General features: G+C 60.7%; 13 protein-coding genes. 5 read left to right on the top strand and 8 right to left on the bottom strand.

The features are described from left to right. Positions 1-259: 259 nt before the first annotated feature. Complete coding sequence (locus tag ACVDG9_RS03820; protein WP_075284587.1) at positions 260-1018, bottom strand: 16S rRNA (uracil(1498)-N(3))-methyltransferase; 759 nt, start codon at positions 1016-1018, stop codon at positions 260-262. Between the two features lie 198 nt (positions 1019-1216). Here ACVDG9_RS03820 and xseA point away from each other — a divergent pair, with 198 nt between their 5' ends. After that, positions 1217-2779, top strand: coding sequence for an exodeoxyribonuclease VII large subunit (gene xseA / locus ACVDG9_RS03815; RefSeq protein WP_077290771.1), 1563 nt, complete (start codon positions 1217-1219; stop codon positions 2777-2779). 120 nt (positions 2780-2899) lie between these two features. Further along, on the top strand, positions 2900-3496 hold the full coding sequence (locus tag ACVDG9_RS03810; protein ID WP_023002119.1) for a DUF805 domain-containing protein: 597 nt from the start codon (positions 2900-2902) through the stop codon (positions 3494-3496). A 93-nt stretch (positions 3497-3589) separates the two neighbouring features. On the opposite strand, the gene ACVDG9_RS03805 is transcribed toward ACVDG9_RS03810, so the two are convergent. The 5 genes from ACVDG9_RS03805 to ACVDG9_RS03785 all read right to left on the bottom strand — a co-directional run bounded on the left by ACVDG9_RS03805 (position 3590) and on the right by ACVDG9_RS03785 (position 10194). Continuing rightward, complete coding sequence (locus ACVDG9_RS03805; protein ID WP_023002120.1) at positions 3590-4960, bottom strand: TRAP transporter large permease; 1371 nt, start codon at positions 4958-4960, stop codon at positions 3590-3592. After that, the gene (locus ACVDG9_RS03800) at positions 4957-5601 is read right to left on the bottom strand and encodes a TRAP transporter small permease subunit (RefSeq protein ID WP_023002121.1); all 645 of its coding nucleotides are present in this window, start codon (positions 5599-5601) and stop codon (positions 4957-4959) included. The genes ACVDG9_RS03805 and ACVDG9_RS03800 overlap by 4 nt, the downstream gene beginning before the upstream one ends. Positions 5602-5677: 76 nt before the next feature. After that, positions 5678-6694 (bottom strand): C4-dicarboxylate TRAP transporter substrate-binding protein, encoded by a 1017-nt coding sequence (locus ACVDG9_RS03795; protein WP_055657678.1) that lies wholly within the window; start codon positions 6692-6694, stop codon positions 5678-5680. A gap of 276 nt (positions 6695-6970) precedes the next feature. Beyond that, a complete protein-coding gene (locus ACVDG9_RS03790) occupies positions 6971-8365 on the bottom strand; it encodes a sigma-54-dependent transcriptional regulator (protein WP_447237329.1) in 1395 nt (464 codons plus the stop codon). After that, entirely contained in the window at positions 8362-10194 is a 1833-nt protein-coding gene (locus ACVDG9_RS03785) for a sensor histidine kinase (protein ID WP_447237328.1), read from the bottom strand. The genes ACVDG9_RS03790 and ACVDG9_RS03785 overlap by 4 nt, the downstream gene beginning before the upstream one ends. 155 nt (positions 10195-10349) lie before the next feature. Between ACVDG9_RS03785 and ACVDG9_RS03780 the strand changes: the two genes are divergently transcribed. Together ACVDG9_RS03780 and ACVDG9_RS03775 are read left to right on the top strand one after the other, a co-directional pair. Next, positions 10350-11183, top strand: a complete 834-nt coding sequence (locus ACVDG9_RS03780; RefSeq protein WP_055657672.1) for a universal stress protein — start codon at positions 10350-10352, stop codon at positions 11181-11183. Positions 11184-11434: 251 nt separating this feature from the next. Then, positions 11435-14164: a bifunctional acetate--CoA ligase family protein/GNAT family N-acetyltransferase gene (locus ACVDG9_RS03775; protein WP_447237327.1), complete on the top strand. Its 2730-nt coding sequence runs from the start codon at positions 11435-11437 to the stop codon at positions 14162-14164. Positions 14165-14289: 125 nt separating this feature from the next. Here the strand turns inward: ACVDG9_RS03775 and ACVDG9_RS03770 are convergent, their stop codons facing one another. Continuing rightward, on the bottom strand, positions 14290-15552 hold the full coding sequence (locus ACVDG9_RS03770) for a urate hydroxylase PuuD (protein WP_023002127.1): 1263 nt from the start codon (positions 15550-15552) through the stop codon (positions 14290-14292). Positions 15553-15674: 122 nt separating this feature from the next. On the opposite strand from ACVDG9_RS03770, the gene ACVDG9_RS03765 reads away from it, so the two are divergent. Further along, positions 15675-16595: a LysR family transcriptional regulator gene (locus tag ACVDG9_RS03765; RefSeq protein WP_031269774.1), complete on the top strand. Its 921-nt coding sequence runs from the start codon at positions 15675-15677 to the stop codon at positions 16593-16595. Between the two features lie 31 nt (positions 16596-16626). On the opposite strand, the gene ACVDG9_RS03760 is transcribed toward ACVDG9_RS03765, so the two are convergent. Then, complete coding sequence (locus tag ACVDG9_RS03760; protein ID WP_447237326.1) at positions 16627-17562, bottom strand: LysR substrate-binding domain-containing protein; 936 nt, start codon at positions 17560-17562, stop codon at positions 16627-16629. Positions 17563-17684 lie beyond the last annotated feature (122 nt).

The following is a 17684-nucleotide window of genomic DNA, read 5'->3' as shown; positions in this document are numbered from 1 at the left end:
GTGATTTAGGTTTCTTGAAACAAGAATGCAAGCAAGGAAACGACACCGAAGTGTGCGTGGTGATCATGCCGGTCCGTTTCAGGAACGCAAGCCGTTCGTCGGGGAATGTGCAACCGGCTTCTGCAACGGTGCCGATCCCAGCTTTGTCCTGACCTCGCAGAGGAGCGATACCATATCAAGCAAGGTCCCTCCCCCAACGCTGTCACGTGATCCTGAACATGAATAACGGTTCCGTGCAGCCAGACAGCCGGACAGCCGCCTACCTCCAGTCGCCCACCGTTGCCTGCAGAACCGCCAGGGCTGCGACAGCTGCCGTGTCGGCGCGCAGGATACGTGGGCCCAGGGGAATTGGCGTGACAAAATCGAGACTGCGCAGAAGAGACCGCTCCTCATCGGAAAAACCGCCTTCCGGCCCGATCAGTATGGCGAGCGGCTTCGGACCGCTTTCCTTCATCTGGGCCAGGGTCAAAAGCGGATTGTTTGTCCCTTCCGCTTCATCGCAGAACAGCAACCTGCGGCCGGGCTGTGCTTCGTTCCAGACCGCAAGCACATCCGTCAGCGGCTGGGGCGCAAGAACTTCCGGCACGGCCAGCACACCGCATTGCTCGGCCGCTTCGATCACGTTTGCTTCCATCCGCTCAAGATTGATTCGGCTGGCCTGGGTATGCTGGGTCAGCACCGGCTTCAGGCTGCCAGCTCCCATCTCCACGGCCTTTTGCACCATATAGTCCAGCCGGGCGTGCTTGAGCGGCGCGAACATGTACATCAGGTCATTTGCCGAGGTTTGCTCGCGAGTGCGTTCCATCAGCTGCAAAGTGCAGTCGCGCCGGCCATTGCTGACGATCTTCGCCAGCCATTCGCCATCATTGCCGTTGAAGACAAGCACGTAGTCGCCATCCTTGAGGCGCAGAACGTTCAGCAGATAGTTCGCCTGGCTGCGGTCCGCATCTATGCGCGCGCCATCGGCAAGGATATGTCGCAGGAACAGTCGTTGCATATTGAACTCGTATTTGGCCATGGTGCTTAGGTATGCGCTCGATTGTGAGGGTTTCAAGGCGGTTCGGATGGCTGTGGAAGCTTCCACAGCCTATTCGATTCTTACGCGCCTGCTTAAGCCGTATCTTCTTTTCCCAAGCCTTGGGCAAAGGCGGTCCGCACGGTCCTTGACCCTGCCTCCCCGAACGGCCACTTTCGGGGCAGAAGAGGAATCACCTGCGTGAGCGAAACCCAGTCCAACGTCGCCGAATTCTCCGTCTCCGAAATTTCCTTCTCCATCAAACGTACGATGGAGGATGCTTTCGGTTACGTGCGCGTGCGCGGCGAGCTGGGCCGGATCTCCCGGCCGGGGTCCGGTCACATCTATCTGGACCTGAAAGACGACCGCTCGGTCCTGTCCGGCGTTATCTGGCGCGGGGCAGCCTCCAAGCTGAAGATCCAGCCTGAACAGGGGTTGGAGGTGATCGCCACCGGCAAGATCACCACGTTCCCGGGCCAGTCGAAATACCAGATGGTGATCGACTCCCTGGAACCGGCAGGAGCTGGCGCCCTGATGGCGCTGCTGGAAGAGCGCAAGAAGAAACTTGCCGCGGAAGGCCTCTTTGCCGAGGAGCGCAAGCGTCCGCTGCCACCCTTGCCGAGTGTCATCGGCGTGGTCACTTCGCCGACCGGTGCCGTCATCCGCGATATCCTGCACCGGATCGCCGACCGCTTTCCGCTGCATGTGCTGGTCTGGCCGGTCCGCGTCCAGGGCGAGACCTCGGGTGCGGAAGTCGCCAACGGCATTCGCGGCTTCAACGCCCTGCAACCCGGCGGACCGATCCCGCGGCCGGACGTCCTGATCGTAGCCCGCGGAGGCGGCAGCATCGAGGACCTGTGGGGCTTCAACGAGGAAGCCGTCGTCCGCGCAGCCGCAGACAGCCAGATCCCGCTGATCTCGGCCGTCGGCCATGAAACGGACTGGACGCTGATCGACCTTGCCGCCGACCTGCGTGCCCCGACGCCGACGGGCGCTGCCGAATTTGCCGTGCCGGTGAAGGCCGAGCTGATGGCCATGGTCGACGACCGTTCCCGCAGGCTCAATTCGGGCCTGGTGCGGTTCGTGACCTCCCGGCGCACAGAGCTGCGTGCCGCCAGCGCCGCCCTGCCCGCGCCGCAAGACCTTCTCGCCCTGCCGCGCCAGAAATTCGATACGCTGGCCAGCAGCCTGGAACGCGCACTGATCGTGAGCACCAGAACGCACCGGACCCATTACCAGAATTTTGCCGGACGCCTGTCTCCGCTGCTCCTGTCCCGCCTGAGCACGAAAGCCCGGCAAGATCTTGTCCAGGCGAGCGAACGCAAGCAGCGTGCGCTGCAGGTCGCGGTCTCGCAAAAGCGGCATGCCTTCGAGGCCCTGGCCGTGCGACTGACACCGGCCCGGCTCGCCCAGCAGACGACGCTCGGGACCGAGCGCCTGTCCGGTCTGGGGGACCGGCTTGACCGGGCCTATCTTGCCCGTCTTTCGCAGGAAAAAGCGCGCCTTGACGGTTTGCAGAAACTGCTGAAGTCGCTTTCCTACAAGGATGTGCTTGCACGCGGGTATGCCGTGGTGCGCGACGACAGCGGCCAGCCGGTGCGCTCGGCGGCAGCGATCGCGTCTGGTGCAGCCCTTTCCATAGAACTGGCGGACGGTACGGTTGACGCCGTCGCGCTCAGCGACAGTGCCGGCCCGAAGCCTGCCAAAGTGAAAAAACCGGCGACCGGCAAGGGACCGGCAACCAGCCAGGGCAGCCTGTTCTGAACGGGTAGAAAACCCTCCGCAATTTCACCAAGATTTAACCACGTCCCTTACGTCAATCTTAAGCCGGCTCGCGTAAGGTTACCTTCGTTCTGACAAGAAATTTTCGGACGGGGGATACTCATGCCTGTGCAGCGCAAGCAATTTGGAAAACGTGGACTGGACCCGCAAGGTCAGGGCCAGTGGGGCCCGAGCCAGAACGGCTATTCGGGCAACAATGCCTATGCTTCGAGCGCCGGCGGGTATGCGCGCGCCGGAGGCGCCGCCGTTCAGGTTGCCGGCGACAGCAGTCTTTCCATCATCGATGCGGTGATGCAGTTCCTCGGTTTCTTTTTCAGCTTCAACGGCCGCATCGGCAGGCTCGGTTACTGGGGTATCGGCACATTCAACCTGATCATGATGGTTGCGGTCATCTTTGCCTATTTCACTGCGATCGAGAACGAGATTCAATACTACGCAAACGCGGACGAACTGCTGGCAAGCGGAAGTGGACTGACCATGTGGTTGCTGATCCTGCCGTTCTCCATTTCGAACCTCTCCGTTCAGGTTCGCCGGTTCCACGACAGGGATGTGTCGGGCTATTGGCTGCTCGTCTGGTTCATTCCGATTGTCGGCAGTCTCTTCGCCCTCTGTCAGGGCTTCGCCAACATGTTCTTCTCCGGCACACAGGGACCCAACCGGTTCGATACGCCGCAGAGCCAGGCTCACATCTTCGATTAACCCGAACCCGGGGCAATTCCCCGGCCAGCAACAAAAAACGCCGCCGGAAAGACCTTCCGGCGGCGTTTTGTTTTCTTGAATTCGGCTTTCCCGTCAGGCCATCAGCTCGGGCAGGATGGTGATGATCGAAGGGAATGCCAAAAGGCCTGCGATGGTCAGGACGTCTGCAACGAAGAACGGTACGCAGCCGCGGAAGACTTCCTGCACCGGAATATCCGGCCGCACTCCCGAGACAACGAAACAGTTCAACCCGATCGGTGGGGTGATCAGACAGAGTTCCGCCATCTTCACCACCAGAATGCCGAACCAGATCGAGCAGGCCTCACCCGACATGCCGAACGCACTGTCGGCAGCCGACACGCCCTCACCGCCGTTCAGCGCCATAACCGCAGGATAGACCACTGGCAGCGTGAGGATGAGCATGCCGATCGCATCCATGAACATGCCGAGAACGGCGTAAGCCAGGAGGATGCAGACCATCACCACCCAGGGCGAATAATCCAGGGCGACGATGAAGTCCTTGAAGGCGTCCGGCAGGCCCGCAAAACCCAGGAACCGCACGTAGACAAGCACGCCCCAGATCAGGGTGAAGATCATCACCGTCAGTTTCGCGGTCTCGTGCAAGGCCTGGCCCAATTGCTTGGTGCGCATTCCTTTCATGAACGCAACGACCAGCACCACGAAGGCGCCGAGCGAACCGGCTTCGGTCGGGGTGGCCAGACCGAAGAAGAACGAACAGAAGATGATCGCGACGACGGCGATGATCGGCAGGGTGCCGGGCACGCTTTCAAAGCGCTCTTTCCAGGTAAAGCCACCGACCGGTGGTGCATCGCCGCGCCAGGCGGCAACGGCCACGATGATGCCGACGTAGATCAATGCCGAGAACACGCCCGGCAGGAAACCGGCGATCAAGAGCTTGCCGACCGACTGTTCCACCAGAATGGCGTAGATCACCAGAATTGCGGACGGCGGGATGAGCGAGGCCAGCGTGCCACCGGCGGCAACGACGGCAGCCGACAGTCGTTTGGAATATCCGGCGGCCAGCATTTCGGGAATGGCGACACGCGCAAAGACCGCGGCCGTTGCCACCGATGCACCTGATACGGCTGCGAAACCGGCAGTGGAGAACACCGTGCCCACGGCCATGCCGCCCGGCAGCCAGCCCAGCCAGCGCTTTGCCGCTTCGAAAAGCTGCTTGGTAAACCCGGCGTAGAAAGCCAGGAAGCCGATCAGAATGAATGTCGGCAGCACCGACAGGGCATAGGTGACCGACTTGGAATGCGGGATCGTGCCGGCCATCTGCAAGGCCACGAAGAAGCCTTTCGAGAACCCCATTTTCAGGGAGAACAGCACGATAAGGCCGACCAGTCCCGTAAAGGCCGCGGCAAAAGCCACACGCACACCCAGGACGACGAGGACCAGCAGGACGCCGGTCATCAGGAGGCCAACTTCAAACGGCGTCATCGCGCGCCTCCTTCTTCCACGTCATCGCCAAAGGCTTCTTCGATCTCGTGTTTGGCGTGTTCCTCGACACCCTCGATCATCGGCACGCAATAGGCTTCACGAGACGGGTTCACGACCAGACGGGCGTACCCGTAGATCTGCATGCACAGGCGCAGGAACAGGAGACTGAGCGCGACCGGAACCATCAGCTTGGACGGCCAGGTCGGCAGGCGGATATCCATGGTGCTGTCGCCGATCGTCCAGGACCGGTCGAAATGGTACCAGGAGCCCCAGATCAGGAGCGCGACCGTGAAGGCGATCAGGATGACACCCAGCATTTCGCAGATGTAAAGCGTCCGGCCGCTGAGCCGGCCGAGCACGATCTCCATGCGGATATGGCCCCCGACGCGTTGGCAATAGGCAATACCGGCGAAGGCGAAGATGGCCATTGCCTGTTCGGTGATGTCGATGAAGCCGGGTACCGGGGTATTGAAGCCCAGGCGGCCGACAACCTGAAGGACGGCCAGCAGCATCAAGGCCAGGATGGCTCCTGCGGCAAACAGGTTGAAGGCATTCTCGACGTGAGCGAGCCAGCCGTCGAAGCGGATATAGGTGACCGGGCGCTCCGAAACGGAACGTCCTCCGGGATCGATTGTGTTCATGAGTTAAGCCCCGAGCATTGGCTTCCCGGCGCAGGTCGCGCCGGGAAGAGTGTGAAACAGTCCAGGCTTGCCGGGCTTATTCCGCGAGGGTCGACTTGACCATGTCCAGGATGTCCTGCGCCGGCAGACCGTTGGCGGACTGCTCTTCCACCCAGGCGGCCTGGATCGGACCGGCCTTTTCGGCAAAGGCAGCCAGTTCGGCATCGGAGAACTCGACCTGCGTCACACCACGGCTTTCCAGTTCCGGCCACCACTTTTCGTAGACCTTGTCATAGGTCTCCAGGTAATGCGCCAGGGCCGGCTCAACCGAGCTGTCGAGAGCTGCCTTGAAGTCGTCCGGAAGTGCGTTGTAAGCGTCGATGTTCACGATCACCGGGCACTGCACGGTTCCCGGGTTCAGGTTCTTGGTCCACCAGTTGGCGACTTCAACCACCTTGAACGACAGATGCGCATGCGGTGCGAAGCTTGCAGCCGCCACCGTGCCGGAATCAATCGCCTGATAGGTTTCCGAAGCGGTCACGGAGGTCGGCACCGCGCCGACAGATTCCATCAACTGGCCGATGCCGCCAAGGGCACGCACGCGCATGCCGTCAAAGTCGGAAATCGAGCTCGGCACATCGCCCTTGCCAGCAAAGTTGTACTGCGGCATCGGCGAAGGCATCAGAGCCTGAGCGTTCCAGCGGCCAAGGTCTTCCTTCACGGCAGGATGCTCATAGAGCTTCATCGATACCTTGATTTCCTGGTCAAGGTCCTTCACGCCCAGGAACGGCAGTTCCAGAACCGTCAAGCTCGGGTTCTTGTCCGGGTGATAGGAGGCGCAGATCTGCGCCATTTCGAACGCACCGAAGGAAATGCCGTCGAGATTCTCGCGAGATTTCGACAGGGCTTCACCGTACTGCAGTTTGATTTCGAACTTGCCGTCGGTCTTTGCGGACACTTCTTCGGCCAGCTTTTCGACATGCTCGGTAAACGCACGGCGCTTGCCCCAGAGCGACACGTTCCAGGTTACGTCGGCGGCGAAGGTTTCGGTGGCGAATACCAGAGACAGCGCAGCCGCGGATACAGCGGTTGCGGATTTCAGTGAAAAGAGCATGCAATCCTCCCAAGACGTTTGCTCATTTCCTTGACAGCTCGGCCTGAACACCTCCGCGCACAAGCCCGTGCCAAGTCGATGAGCCCGTAGCATGACCCGTGCCAGTTCTTGCTGGCAACACTTTCCGGCAGGAAATCGATGCTTCTTTCCGCCCTACCCTCCATTTGCTGCAGTGCACCTCGGCAAGATCTTGCCGATAGCCCGATACCCTCGGCGGATTTCCGCCGGTTCGGGGTGATGTTGGGGCATCGTTCGGGTGAATGCTCTCAGGAATGCCTATCCCTCGACAGTCTCGGCATTCGCCTGATCGCGGCTGAGGCCGAGGCGGGTCATTTTTTCGTTGAGCGTTCGCCGCGGCAGGTTGAGTTCCTGCATCACATCGGCCATCCGCCCACCGTGACGACGCAAGGCACCTTCGATCAGGTTGCGCTCATAGGCGTCCATCAGTTCCTTCAGGCCACCTCCAACGGGAACCGGTCCCGTTTCCCGCTGGCCGGTCACCAGTTCTTCCAGCGGCTGCGGCGTGACCGGTGCGTTGAGCACGAAGCGCTCGGCGGCATTGCGCAGCTCCCGGACGTTTCCCGGCCAGCCATAGGTTTGAAGGAAAGCCTCGTCGCGGGCGCTTGTGGCCGGGGCATCCAGACCATACTGGGCGGCGAAGCGGTTCAGGAACGTGTCGAACAGCAGGAGCGCATCACGGCCTCGCTCGCGCAGTGGCGGCACCCGCAGTTCAATCGTATTCAGCCGGAAGAGCAGGTCCTCGCGCAGCCGTCCGCTGCGCACTGCTTCCCTGGGGTCGACATTGGCGGCGCTGACCAAACGGATATCGACATCGACCGGTCTTGTGCCGCCGATACGGTCTACCTTTTTCTCCTGCAGCACGCGCAACAGCTTCGGCTGCAACGCCAGCGGCATGGAGACGATCTCGTCCAAGAACAGGACGCCGCCACTTGCCGCCTCGATCCTTCCTGTCCTTTGCTTGTCTGCACCGGTGAAAGCGCCGGCCTCATGGCCGAACAGCTCCGCTTCCACCATGGCCTCCGGCAGGGCTGCCGCGTTGATCGCCATGAAAGGCCCTTCCTTGCGCGGGCTGAAATCATGCAGAGCCTGGGCAATCACTTCCTTGCCTGTGCCGGTTTCACCGGTAATGAGAACCGCCGCATCCGTTGCAGCAAAATGCAGGATCTGCTGGCGCAGGGCCTGCATGGCGGGGCTATTGCCAATCAGGCGGCTTTCCAGCCCCGCGCTATCGAGCAATTGCGTGCGCAGCGAACGGTTCTCCAGAACAAGTGCACGCCTGTCGCATGCCCGGCGAACCACGTCGGCAATCAGATCTGGATCGAACGGTTTTTCGACAAAGTCATAGGCCCCGGCCCGCATCGCCTCGACCGCCATCGGCACATCGCCGTGACCGGTAATCAGCACCACTGGAAGATCCGCGTCGAGCGCCCCGATCTTGCGCAGAAGCGAGACGCCGTCTTCCCCGTCCAGCATCACATCCGAAACGACGCAACCCCGGAATTCGGCGGACAATCTGGCAAGCGCCTGACCTGCCGTTGCAACTTCATGGGTTTCAAAACCTGCAAGTCTTATCCATTGGCGCAGGGCCGCGCGCATGGACGGATCGTCGTCGACGATGAGAACTGGAGTCTTCTGGGAAAGGTCGGTCATTCTGCGGCTTCTGGTTCCCGTTCGGTCCTGGTGCCGGAGGCGCTGTCACCAGCGCTGTCACCGGCGCTGTTACTGGCTCTTTCACTGGCTTTCTCGCCGGACAAGGCAGGCAGACGCAATTCGAACACAGCACCCTTGGGGGTGTTTGCGCGCACTGACAAGCTGCCGCCAAGGTCTTCCGCCAGCCGCATGGATATGGCAAGGCCGAGCCCCATGCCCCCGCTGCTGGTCTTGGTGGAAAAGAACGGGTCGAAGATCCGTTCCTTCAGGTCCTCCGGGATGCCGGGGCCGTTATCGGAAATTGCTAGCACCAGCTCTGTCCCTTGCCGATCCGCGTGCAGTTTGACTTCACCGGCCTCTTCACCCGCCGTTGCATCGGCACCATTGCGCAAGAGATTGACCAGGATCTGCTCGATCCTGAGCGGTGCGGTTTCCGCCTCCAGCGGATCGGGCGGAAGGTCCAGTTTCAAAAGGCAGCCGGTCTCTTCAAACCGGGGCCGCACGATCTTTTCGGCGGTCCGGACACTTTCTGTCAGGTCAATCTTCTCGATACGGCTTTCACCGGGCCGCGCAAAGCGCTTCAGTTCCTGCGTGAGGCTGGCCATGCGCATCTGCAGGGAATCGATTTCGTCGAGGTTTTCCGAGGCGGTTTCCGTGTCGCCCTTTTCCAGGAACTTGCGTGTTCCGGCAACGAACATGCGCAAGGCTGCTAGCGGCTGGCTGAGTTCGTGCACGACTGCCGCGGACATTTCGCCCACAGCCGCCAGACGGCTGGAGCGGGCAAGGCCGCGCTGTGCTTCCAGAAGCTCTTTTTCAACGCGCCGCCGTTCCTGAATCTCCTCCACCAGACGGGTGTTCAGCTCTTTCAGTCCGGCCGATTCCTGACGCAGCAACGCGGAGGCCTTGCGCAGACGCCGACCGCGCAGCACAAGGACGATGACCGCATAGACAAGGCAGAGCGAAATGGTTGCCGCCCAGATCGGCAGCACGCTCTTGCGGGTCTCCTCCACCGGGACCAGGAAATGCAGGGTCCAGCCAAGCAGGCCGACATCCGCCGAATTGTGCCGGTAGTTCTTGCCGTCGATGACGAGCTGCTGTCTTTCCTGATCCAGACTATCGCTGACCGGGGACAATTCCCGCCCGGCATACTGGCGCGTTGCCTCGATCATCTGGCGCACCTCCTGCGGCAGCGTCGTCAACGTCCGGTAGCGCCAATCGGGCTGGCTCGACAGAAAAATCACGCCATTGTCGTCAGAGGCAAAGACGGTCTCACCGCCTTCGGCCCAGGCTTCTTCCAGGGGGCCCATGTCCACCTTGACCACAGCCACACCAACCGGTTTGCCGCTGACTGGCGTCGGCCGTGCCAGGAACAGGCCCGGCTCGTCCGAGGTCGCGCCGATTGCAAAGAACCGGCCTTCCTCGCCTTCAATGGCGGCTGAGAAATAAGGCCGGAAACCGTAGTTGCGGCCGACCAGCGACAAGTCTTCCTGCCAGTTGCTTGACGCCAGGGTCGTGCCTTCGGCATTCATGACATAGAGCAGATCCACGCCGGAATTTTCGGCCATTTCCTGCAGGAACCGATTGGCGCTTTCCGACGGCTGGCCAAGGCCCAGCGCTGACGTTGCGCGGGGATCCCGTGCAATCATGTAAGGCAGATAGCGGTACTTCTGGTATTCGCCCAAAATCGTCTGGCGATAAAGCGTCAGCCGCTCGGCGGCCTTCCTGTCAACGCTGTCCTCATCCAGCTCCATGAAGAGCTGAACCAGCATGAAGGCGACAGCCACGAGCAGGAACGGTGGCAGGGCCAGATAGAACCAACGGTTTGACATGGCTCCATATTGCGCATTTTTTTCATTCCCGCCACCCGACCGGCTATCAGAACAAGTTGGTGACATTGATGCGCGTCAAGGACTCACCACATTCAGACCTATAGATTTTTAACGAGGCTGGTTCGATGACATGATACCGGCCGCAGGAGGGATATATGCCTATCAAAGATATTTTGACCGTTCTGGATCTCGCAGGTGACCAGCCGGCCGCCAAATACGCCCTGGAATTCGGCCGAAACTACGATGCCCATGTCACCGGACTGGCGGTGTCGTTCGAGCCGGTCGTTCCCGCATTCGCGGCCGCGCCGATGCCGGTCGACTATTTGCAGGCAGCGCACGAACAGGCGGTTGCCGCAGCCACCGAGGCCAAGAAGGAATTCGACGAGCTGGCCCGTCTGGCAGGTGTGAAGAGCGAAAGCAGGCTCGCGGAAATCCTCACCGGCGGTCCCCTGGAAAACGTGCTGGTTCATTGCCGCCCGACAGACCTGGTGGTCATCGGTCAGGCCAATCCGGACAAGCCGGAGCCGATGCGTGAGCTCTTGATCGAGACCGTCCTGTTTGAAAGCGGCGTACCGGTTCTGCTTGTGCCCTATATCGGCAGCAAATCCTTCCAGCCGAAGAACGTGCTGGTTGGCTGGGACGGCAGCTCCACCGCGACACGGGCCATCCATGCGGCTCTGCCCGTTCTGGAAAAGGCGGAGAAAATCACGGTCCTGGTCGTCGAGAAGAAAGCCACGAAAGCAACCGGCCAACCGGGTGCCGACGTCGCCAACTATCTGGCGCGCCACAACATGGATGTCACCGTCGAGGTTGTCACCAACCCGCAAGCCGGCATTGCCGACACGGTGCTCAACCATGTCTCCGACAACAGCAACGATCTGGTCGTGATGGGCGGTTACGGCCACAGCCGCATGCGTGAATTCCTGTTCGGCGGGGCAACCCGGGAAATCCTGGAAGCCATGACCGTACCGGTTCTGATGGCCCATTAAGCCACCGGCGCACACTCGATCGCCGAGATTTTGCGATGCATGAAGCCCGCGAACCTGACACACTCCGGTCCGCGGGCTTTTTTTGACCGGAAAACATGATGAAACTGCAGGGTCGAAACACCGGCAAGGCCGGACGCTCGTCTGCAACCACCCTGTTGTTTTTCGCTTCTTGTTCGTGAATTTTATGACGCGCGACCTAGGTTCGTTTCAGACGCCTCGTTCCTTGCGGAGCTTTTCAAAGGATCGATCTCATGACCATTCGCAACCTCGACGGTTTCTTTGCGCCAGGATCGATAGCCATTATCGGCCCTTGCAGGCATCCGGGCGTCCTGACCAGCAAGTTGATTTCCTGCCTGCAGGATATCGAGGCCGGCCATCCGGTAACGCTCGTCGGGATCGACGAGGATGTCCCTTTCAAGGGCCGAAAGGTCGCTCGGCTGGCCGATCTGGAGAAAATGCCGGATCTGGCAATTTATCTCGCCAAAGCGGAAGCGCTGCCGGAAAAGATCCGGATCCTTGCTGCTGGTGGGACGAAGGCCGTGCTTATCCCTTCGCCCGGCTTTGAAACCTGGCCTGAAGAGTTGCTTCAGGAGTGCCGCGAAGCCGCGCAGGCGACGAACTTGCGACTTATCGGACCAGGCACGCTTGGCCTTGCCGTTCCCGCCAGGGGACTTAACGCACTCCTCAGCGCGGAGCGCCCCGAAAAGGGGGAAGTCGCGTTTTTCGCTCGTTCCGGTGCCGTGCTCAATGCAACGCTTTCCTGGGCGAAGACCCACAATACCGGATTTTCCGCTGTCGTTTCTCTCGGCGCGCGGATGGACGTCGATATCAGCGACCTGATCGACTATTTCGCGCAGGACTATCATACCCGTGCGATCGTGCTTCACCTGGAAGGCATCGCGGTCCCGCGAAAATTCATTTCCGCCGCCAGGGCAGCTGCCCGCAGCAAGCCGGTGATCGTGATCCGCTCCGGCAAGAGCCGGGATACAGGCGGCTCGGGCAGAACCCACGCCGGGCGACTCGCACGGACTGACAGGGTCTATGAGACCGTGTTTCGCCGCACCGGCCTTTTGCGGGTGCATGATCTTGACGAGATGTTCGAGGCACTGGAAACCCTCTCCCACATTCGCGTTCCCCGCTGCGACAAGCTTGCCGTCATTGCGAACGGTCGCAGTCTTGCCAGTCTTGCCGTCGACAGGCTGATGGATCTGGGCGGCTCCTTCGCCGAGCTTGGCACCGAAACTCGAACAGCTCTTGAAGACACCAGCCGGAGCCATGCCGGCCTGTCGGTCACACCCGCTGCCGATGGTTCGGTAATCCTGAAGGAGAACGTGACACCGGAACAGATTACCGAGGCAATCGTCACGGTGTTGAAAGACCCGAATGTGGATGGTGCTGTCGTGCTTCAGGCTGCCAGTGCCTTCCAGCCCTTGTCGGCCATCGCCAAGGCAATTGCCGATGCGGCGGCGCTGGACAGGCGGCGCACCGGGCGGCGCAAGGCCATTGTTGCCGGTCTTATCGGTGGTGATGGGGCAACGCGGGCAGCCCTTTCCGAAGCGCGCATCCCGAACTATGCCAGCCCGGCCGAGGCCGCCCGCAGCCTGATGCATCTGGCGCATGATGCGCAGGCGCGCGAATTCCTTATGGCGGCCCCGGCCAGCCTGCCCAGCACGTTTTCACCCGATGTTGCGCGGGCACGCGGCATTGTCACAGCGGCGCTTCAGGAAGACCGCACCTGGCTCAGCCCGCCGGAAGTGGTCTCCGTTCTGGAAGCATATGATCTGCCGATCATGGCAACCGCCATGGCGACAACGCCAGAGGAAGCCGGCCAGCTGTCGGAGCCTTTCTTCAAGACCGCGGCTCATTGCGTTGCCAAGCTGATTTCGCCGGATCTGCCGTTCAAGTCGCGCATCGATGGTGTGCGACTGGGGCTGGAAAGCCCTGAAGCCGTCCGTCACGCGGCACAAGAACTGATCGATAAGACCAGACGAGACTACCCGGACGCCCGGATCGCCGGGCTCTCCATTCATCCGATGCTGGAAGACCGGCACGGGCTGGAACTCTATATGGGTGTTGCCGAAACACAGGACTTCGGCCCGGTCCTGGTGTTCGGCCATGGTGGTACCGCAATCGAGGAAAGCGAAGACGTCGCGCTGGAATTGCCGCCGCTGGATCTCAATCTGGCAGAAGCCCTGATATCCCGCACACGAATTGCCAGGCTTCTGGACGGCGGACCGGCGCGCCCGGCCCTCGACAAGGCAGCCCTTGCCCAAGCGCTGGTAAAACTCTCCCAGATCACTATCGATATTCCCGAGATACAGGAACTCGACATCAATCCGCTGGTTGCCCTGCCGAGCGGGCTTATCGGGCTCGATGCCCGCATGACGTTGTGCCATCCGGAAAAGCGACCGGGCCGTGCCGGCAGTTCCCGCCTGGCCATCGCCCCCTATCCCCAGGAATGGGAACAGACACTTGAGTTGAAGGATGGGCACGAGATCTTCATCCGGCCCGTGCGCCCGGAGGACGAGGACCTGTTCAAGACGTTTTTCGAGCAGGTAACGCCCGAAGACCTGCGCCTAAGGTTCTTCGCACCTGTGCGCGATTTCAGCCACAGGTTCCTGTCCCGGCTGACGCAGCTCGACTATGCCCGCGCAATCGCCTTTGCTGCCATCGAACCCAAAGACGGCAGTTTGCTCGGCGTCGTCCGCCTGCACGCGGATCCCGACCATCAAACCGGCGAATACGCGATCATGGTCCGTTCCGACCTGAAGGGACAGGGCCTCGGCTGGACCTTGATGAAACTGCTCATTCGCTACGCCAGGGAAGACGGCATCGAGGTCATCAAGGGCGAGGTTCTGAAGGAAAACACCTCGATGATCTCCATGTGCCAGTCGCTCGGCTTTTCCGTCGGCACTTCTCCGGACGATCCCGGCATAGCCCTCGTGACGCTGCCTGTGGCGGAAGTGCCGGAACAGATCTGAACGCGTTGCGCAGTCCGCAACGCATCTGATTTCCGTTTGCCTGTCAGCACGCCCACATGGACGTTGCCCCAAACAAAAACGCTCCCCGCGAGGAGGAGCGTCCCGGGTGGATCATCTGTAGATGCTCAGTGCGTTGCGGCCATACCGAAAGACAACTGTCCACGGGCGTTCTTGTACCATTCGATGATCTTCTTGCGCTCGTCTTCTTCCATGAAGGAGACGTTGGCGGGCGGCATGGCGTTGGTGACGCCGGCCTGGAGGTAGATCTGCTTTGCGGCGCGCACGACGTCTGCCTTGGTTTCCAGATGCAGGCCCTTGGGTGCCCAGTGGATGCCTTCATAGAAGGGTTCGCGGGCGTGGCACATGCCGCAGCGGCCGGGAATGATGTTCATGACATCATCGATGCCTTCCGCATTGGCGAATACCTGTTCGGTCTGCGTCAGCGGACGGGCCTCCGACGCTTCCCAGGTATCCTGCTGTAGCGGTGCCATGGACAGCTGGATAATGGCGACGAACAGGATCGCCGTTGCCAGCCAGGTCCAGGTCGGTGCCGGAGCACCCGTGTGCTTGGTGTTGAAGTAATGCCGGATGGTGACACCCATCAGGAAGACAAGGGCAGCAATCAGCCAGTTGTATTCCGAGGCGAACGCGAGCGGATAGTGGTTGCTCAGCATCAGGAACACGACCGGCAGGGTCAGGTAGTTGTTGTGGGTGGAGCGCAGCTTCGCGATCTTGCCGTATTTTGCGTCCGGGGTCCGCCCTGCCTTCAGGTCCGCCACCACGATCTTCTGGTTCGGAATGATGATGAAGAACACGTTCGCGGTCATGATCGTCGCGGTGAAGGCACCGAGATGCAGCATGGTGGCGCGGCCGGTGAAGATCTCGTTGTACCCGTATCCCATGGCCACCAGCAGCGCGAACAGCAGCAGCATCAGCAGCGTCGGGCTTTCGCCGAGCTTCGACTTGCACAGCCGGTCATAGACCAGCCAGCCGATGGTCAGAGACCCGGCGGAAATCAGGATACCCTGCCAAAGGGCAAGATCGGCCTTTGCCGGATCGATCAGGTAAAGCTCGCCGCCGACCCAGTAGACGACCATCAGGAGAGCCGCGCCGGACAGCCATGTGGAATAGCTTTCCCATTTGAACCAGACCAGGTGTTCCGGCATGTTTTCCGGGGCCACAAGGAACTTGCGGATGTGATAGAAGCCGCCGCCGTGGACTTGCCATTCCTCTCCATGAGCCCCCTTGGGCAGATCCGGAGCTTTCTTCAGGCCAAGGTCCAGCGCGACGAAATAGAACGACGAGCCGATCCAGGCCATCGCCGTAATCACGTGCAGCCAGCGAACCGCAAAGGCGATCCAGTCCCAAATGATGGCAATGTCCAGCATTGCTTCCCCTCCAAATTCGTTTGACCCAAGCTAGCTCATGCAAGAATTTTCTGGTATCTCGGGATAATTCCGAGCAGTTTCAAAAAAATCGGAACAATAAACCGGCCCGGTTGGACATCCTCATGGCGTATCTGGAAAACATCCGAACCTTTCTGCGCGTTTACGAGCTGGGCAACATGTCCGCCGCCGCACGCGATCTGCGGATTTCCTCCGCCGTCGCGTCGTCGCGGGTGTCCCAACTGGAAGAGCACCTGAACGTCCGCCTGTTCCAGCGAACCACCCGAGCCCTCAGCCCGACAGAGCATGGCAACTTGTTCTATCGCGGTGCAACAAAAATAATCGAGGCGGTGGAAGAAGCAGAAGCGGAGATCAGCAATGTCACCCGTTCACCGCGCGGCACGCTGTTTGTTGCCGCCCCCATCGGCATGGGCCAGCGGCTGATCGCCCCGGCGATCCCGAAATTCAAGGAAGCCAATCCGCTGATCGACATTCGCCTGCGCCTGTCCGACCGCAAGGTCGACCTGACGGGCGAAGGTCTCGATGCCGCGTTCTTCCTTGGCCTGCCGGAAGATTCCAATCTCAAGATCCGAAAGATCGCCGATTGCGACCGGCTGCTTTGCGCCTCTCCGGAGTATCTCGCCCGCAAGGGCAACCCGAAAACAAGCGACGAGCTTGCCGCCGGCCGCCATGACTGCCTCAACATGCGTTATCCCGGTGCACCGGAATTCCAGTGGCCGCTGCAGACGGAAAATGGCGTCAAGCGCGTCGCAGTGTCCGGCCCGTTCGAATCCGACCATGGCGATGTCCTGACCGGCTGGGCGCTGGAAGGCCACGGCATCGTGCTGAAACCGGCGTTTGAAGTTGCCGACTATCTGGCTTCGGGCAAACTGGTGCCGGTGCTGGAAAACGAACCGCCGATCCCGGTGCAGATGGCCTGCCTTTACACGCACCGCCGCCGCCAGGACCCGAAAGTACGCCTGTTCCTGGATTTCATGGTGGCGCATATCCAGAAATCACTTGCGGAGTTGGCAAACGCCCACTGAGGGTTAGCCGTCTCACCTCTTCACCAAGACCTCAAGAAAGATCGCGGAGACCGGCGGCTCTCTCCACAAGTGCCTTGATCTCGGCACGCAAAACCTCAGCAAAGCTTTCCACCAGAAGGGAAAGCGGCCGGTTGGCCGGGGTAAGCAGCGACATGTTGAGAAAGCACTCCGGCTTGAAAGGCCGGAAGACCAGGCTGTTCTGGTCGCCGAAACTTTCCTGGTGGCTGATCGCCGACAGTCCCTCGCAGATCGTGTAGCACAGACCTTCGGAAACCAGCTGCAGCGCGGGCAGGAACGTCCTGAGCTCGAAGCGCTTGTTGAGCCTTGCTCCCGCCTCATTGAAGGCCTTGCGGGTCTGTTCGCTGATCGAGTGATCGTCAAACAGCATCGCCATCGGCTTGCCGTCAAGATCAGCGGGTGTGATGACTTTCTTGCGGGCAAGCGGATCGTCCTTCGGCACGGCGCAAACCCCCGGCAAGGCAAAGACCTCCGAGATAATGGTTCGCCGCGGCTCCGGTGTTTCGGCAAAGCCGATATCGTATTGCTGGGAGGCGATCCAATCGGTGACGACGGGCGATGAGCGCATCATCAGCGAGGCCTCGATGTCAGGTTTGTCCCGCAAGAAGTTGGCCAGAACCCGGGGCATGAAGAAACTGGAGGCAGCCGGATTGCAGGCAATACGCAGCTTGCCCTTTTCCAGGTTGCCGATGTCCTGCAGCGTGCGGGTGGAACGTGTCAGCCGTTCCAGCAGAAACTCCGCTTCCTCCAGAAAATAATGCGCTTCGGGCTTGGGCACGAGGCGGCCGCGTTCGCGCTCGAACAGCTGGAAGCCGACCTCCCGTTCCAGCCCTGCGATCATGGCGCTGACGGCAGGCTGCGTTCGCCCCAGCGCACGCCCTGCTTCGGAGACGGATCCGGTGCGCATTACCTGCACGAAAGTCTGCAATTGGCGGAAGGAGAGGTTCATAACCAAACTATAAAGTCACTCTATCAAAGTAGCAATATTTCGAATTTGCCTTTATGGATTAGCCAACTCCATACTCCCCTTCCAGACAGAGGGTGTTCGAGCGCCAAAAAAAAGGGCGCCAA

This window comes from Roseibium sp. RP-7 (genome assembly GCF_053005225.1).
Note: the sequence above shows the minus strand (reverse complement) of the source record. Positions and strands in the feature narration are given on the sequence as shown.

Coding starts and splice junctions, on each gene's coding strand:
- ACVDG9_RS03785 (WP_447237328.1), bottom strand. CDS start 10,194: ATGTCAAACCGTTGGTTCTATCTGGCCCTGCCACCGTTCCTGCTCGTG.
- ACVDG9_RS03770 (WP_023002127.1), bottom strand. CDS start 15,552: ATGCTGGACATTGCCATCATTTGGGACTGGATCGCCTTTGCGGTTCGC.
- ACVDG9_RS03780 (WP_055657672.1), top strand. CDS start 10,350: ATGCCTATCAAAGATATTTTGACCGTTCTGGATCTCGCAGGTGACCAG.
- ACVDG9_RS03765 (WP_031269774.1), top strand. CDS start 15,675: ATGGCGTATCTGGAAAACATCCGAACCTTTCTGCGCGTTTACGAGCTG.
- ACVDG9_RS03800 (WP_023002121.1), bottom strand. CDS start 5,601: ATGAACACAATCGATCCCGGAGGACGTTCCGTTTCGGAGCGCCCGGTC.
- ACVDG9_RS03775 (WP_447237327.1), top strand. CDS start 11,435: ATGACCATTCGCAACCTCGACGGTTTCTTTGCGCCAGGATCGATAGCC.
- ACVDG9_RS03760 (WP_447237326.1), bottom strand. CDS start 17,562: ATGAACCTCTCCTTCCGCCAATTGCAGACTTTCGTGCAGGTAATGCGC.
- ACVDG9_RS03820 (WP_075284587.1), bottom strand. CDS start 1,018: ATGGCCAAATACGAGTTCAATATGCAACGACTGTTCCTGCGACATATC.
- ACVDG9_RS03790 (WP_447237329.1), bottom strand. CDS start 8,365: ATGACCGACCTTTCCCAGAAGACTCCAGTTCTCATCGTCGACGACGAT.
- ACVDG9_RS03805 (WP_023002120.1), bottom strand. CDS start 4,960: ATGACGCCGTTTGAAGTTGGCCTCCTGATGACCGGCGTCCTGCTGGTC.
- ACVDG9_RS03810 (WP_023002119.1), top strand. CDS start 2,900: ATGCCTGTGCAGCGCAAGCAATTTGGAAAACGTGGACTGGACCCGCAA.
- ACVDG9_RS03795 (WP_055657678.1), bottom strand. CDS start 6,694: ATGCTCTTTTCACTGAAATCCGCAACCGCTGTATCCGCGGCTGCGCTG.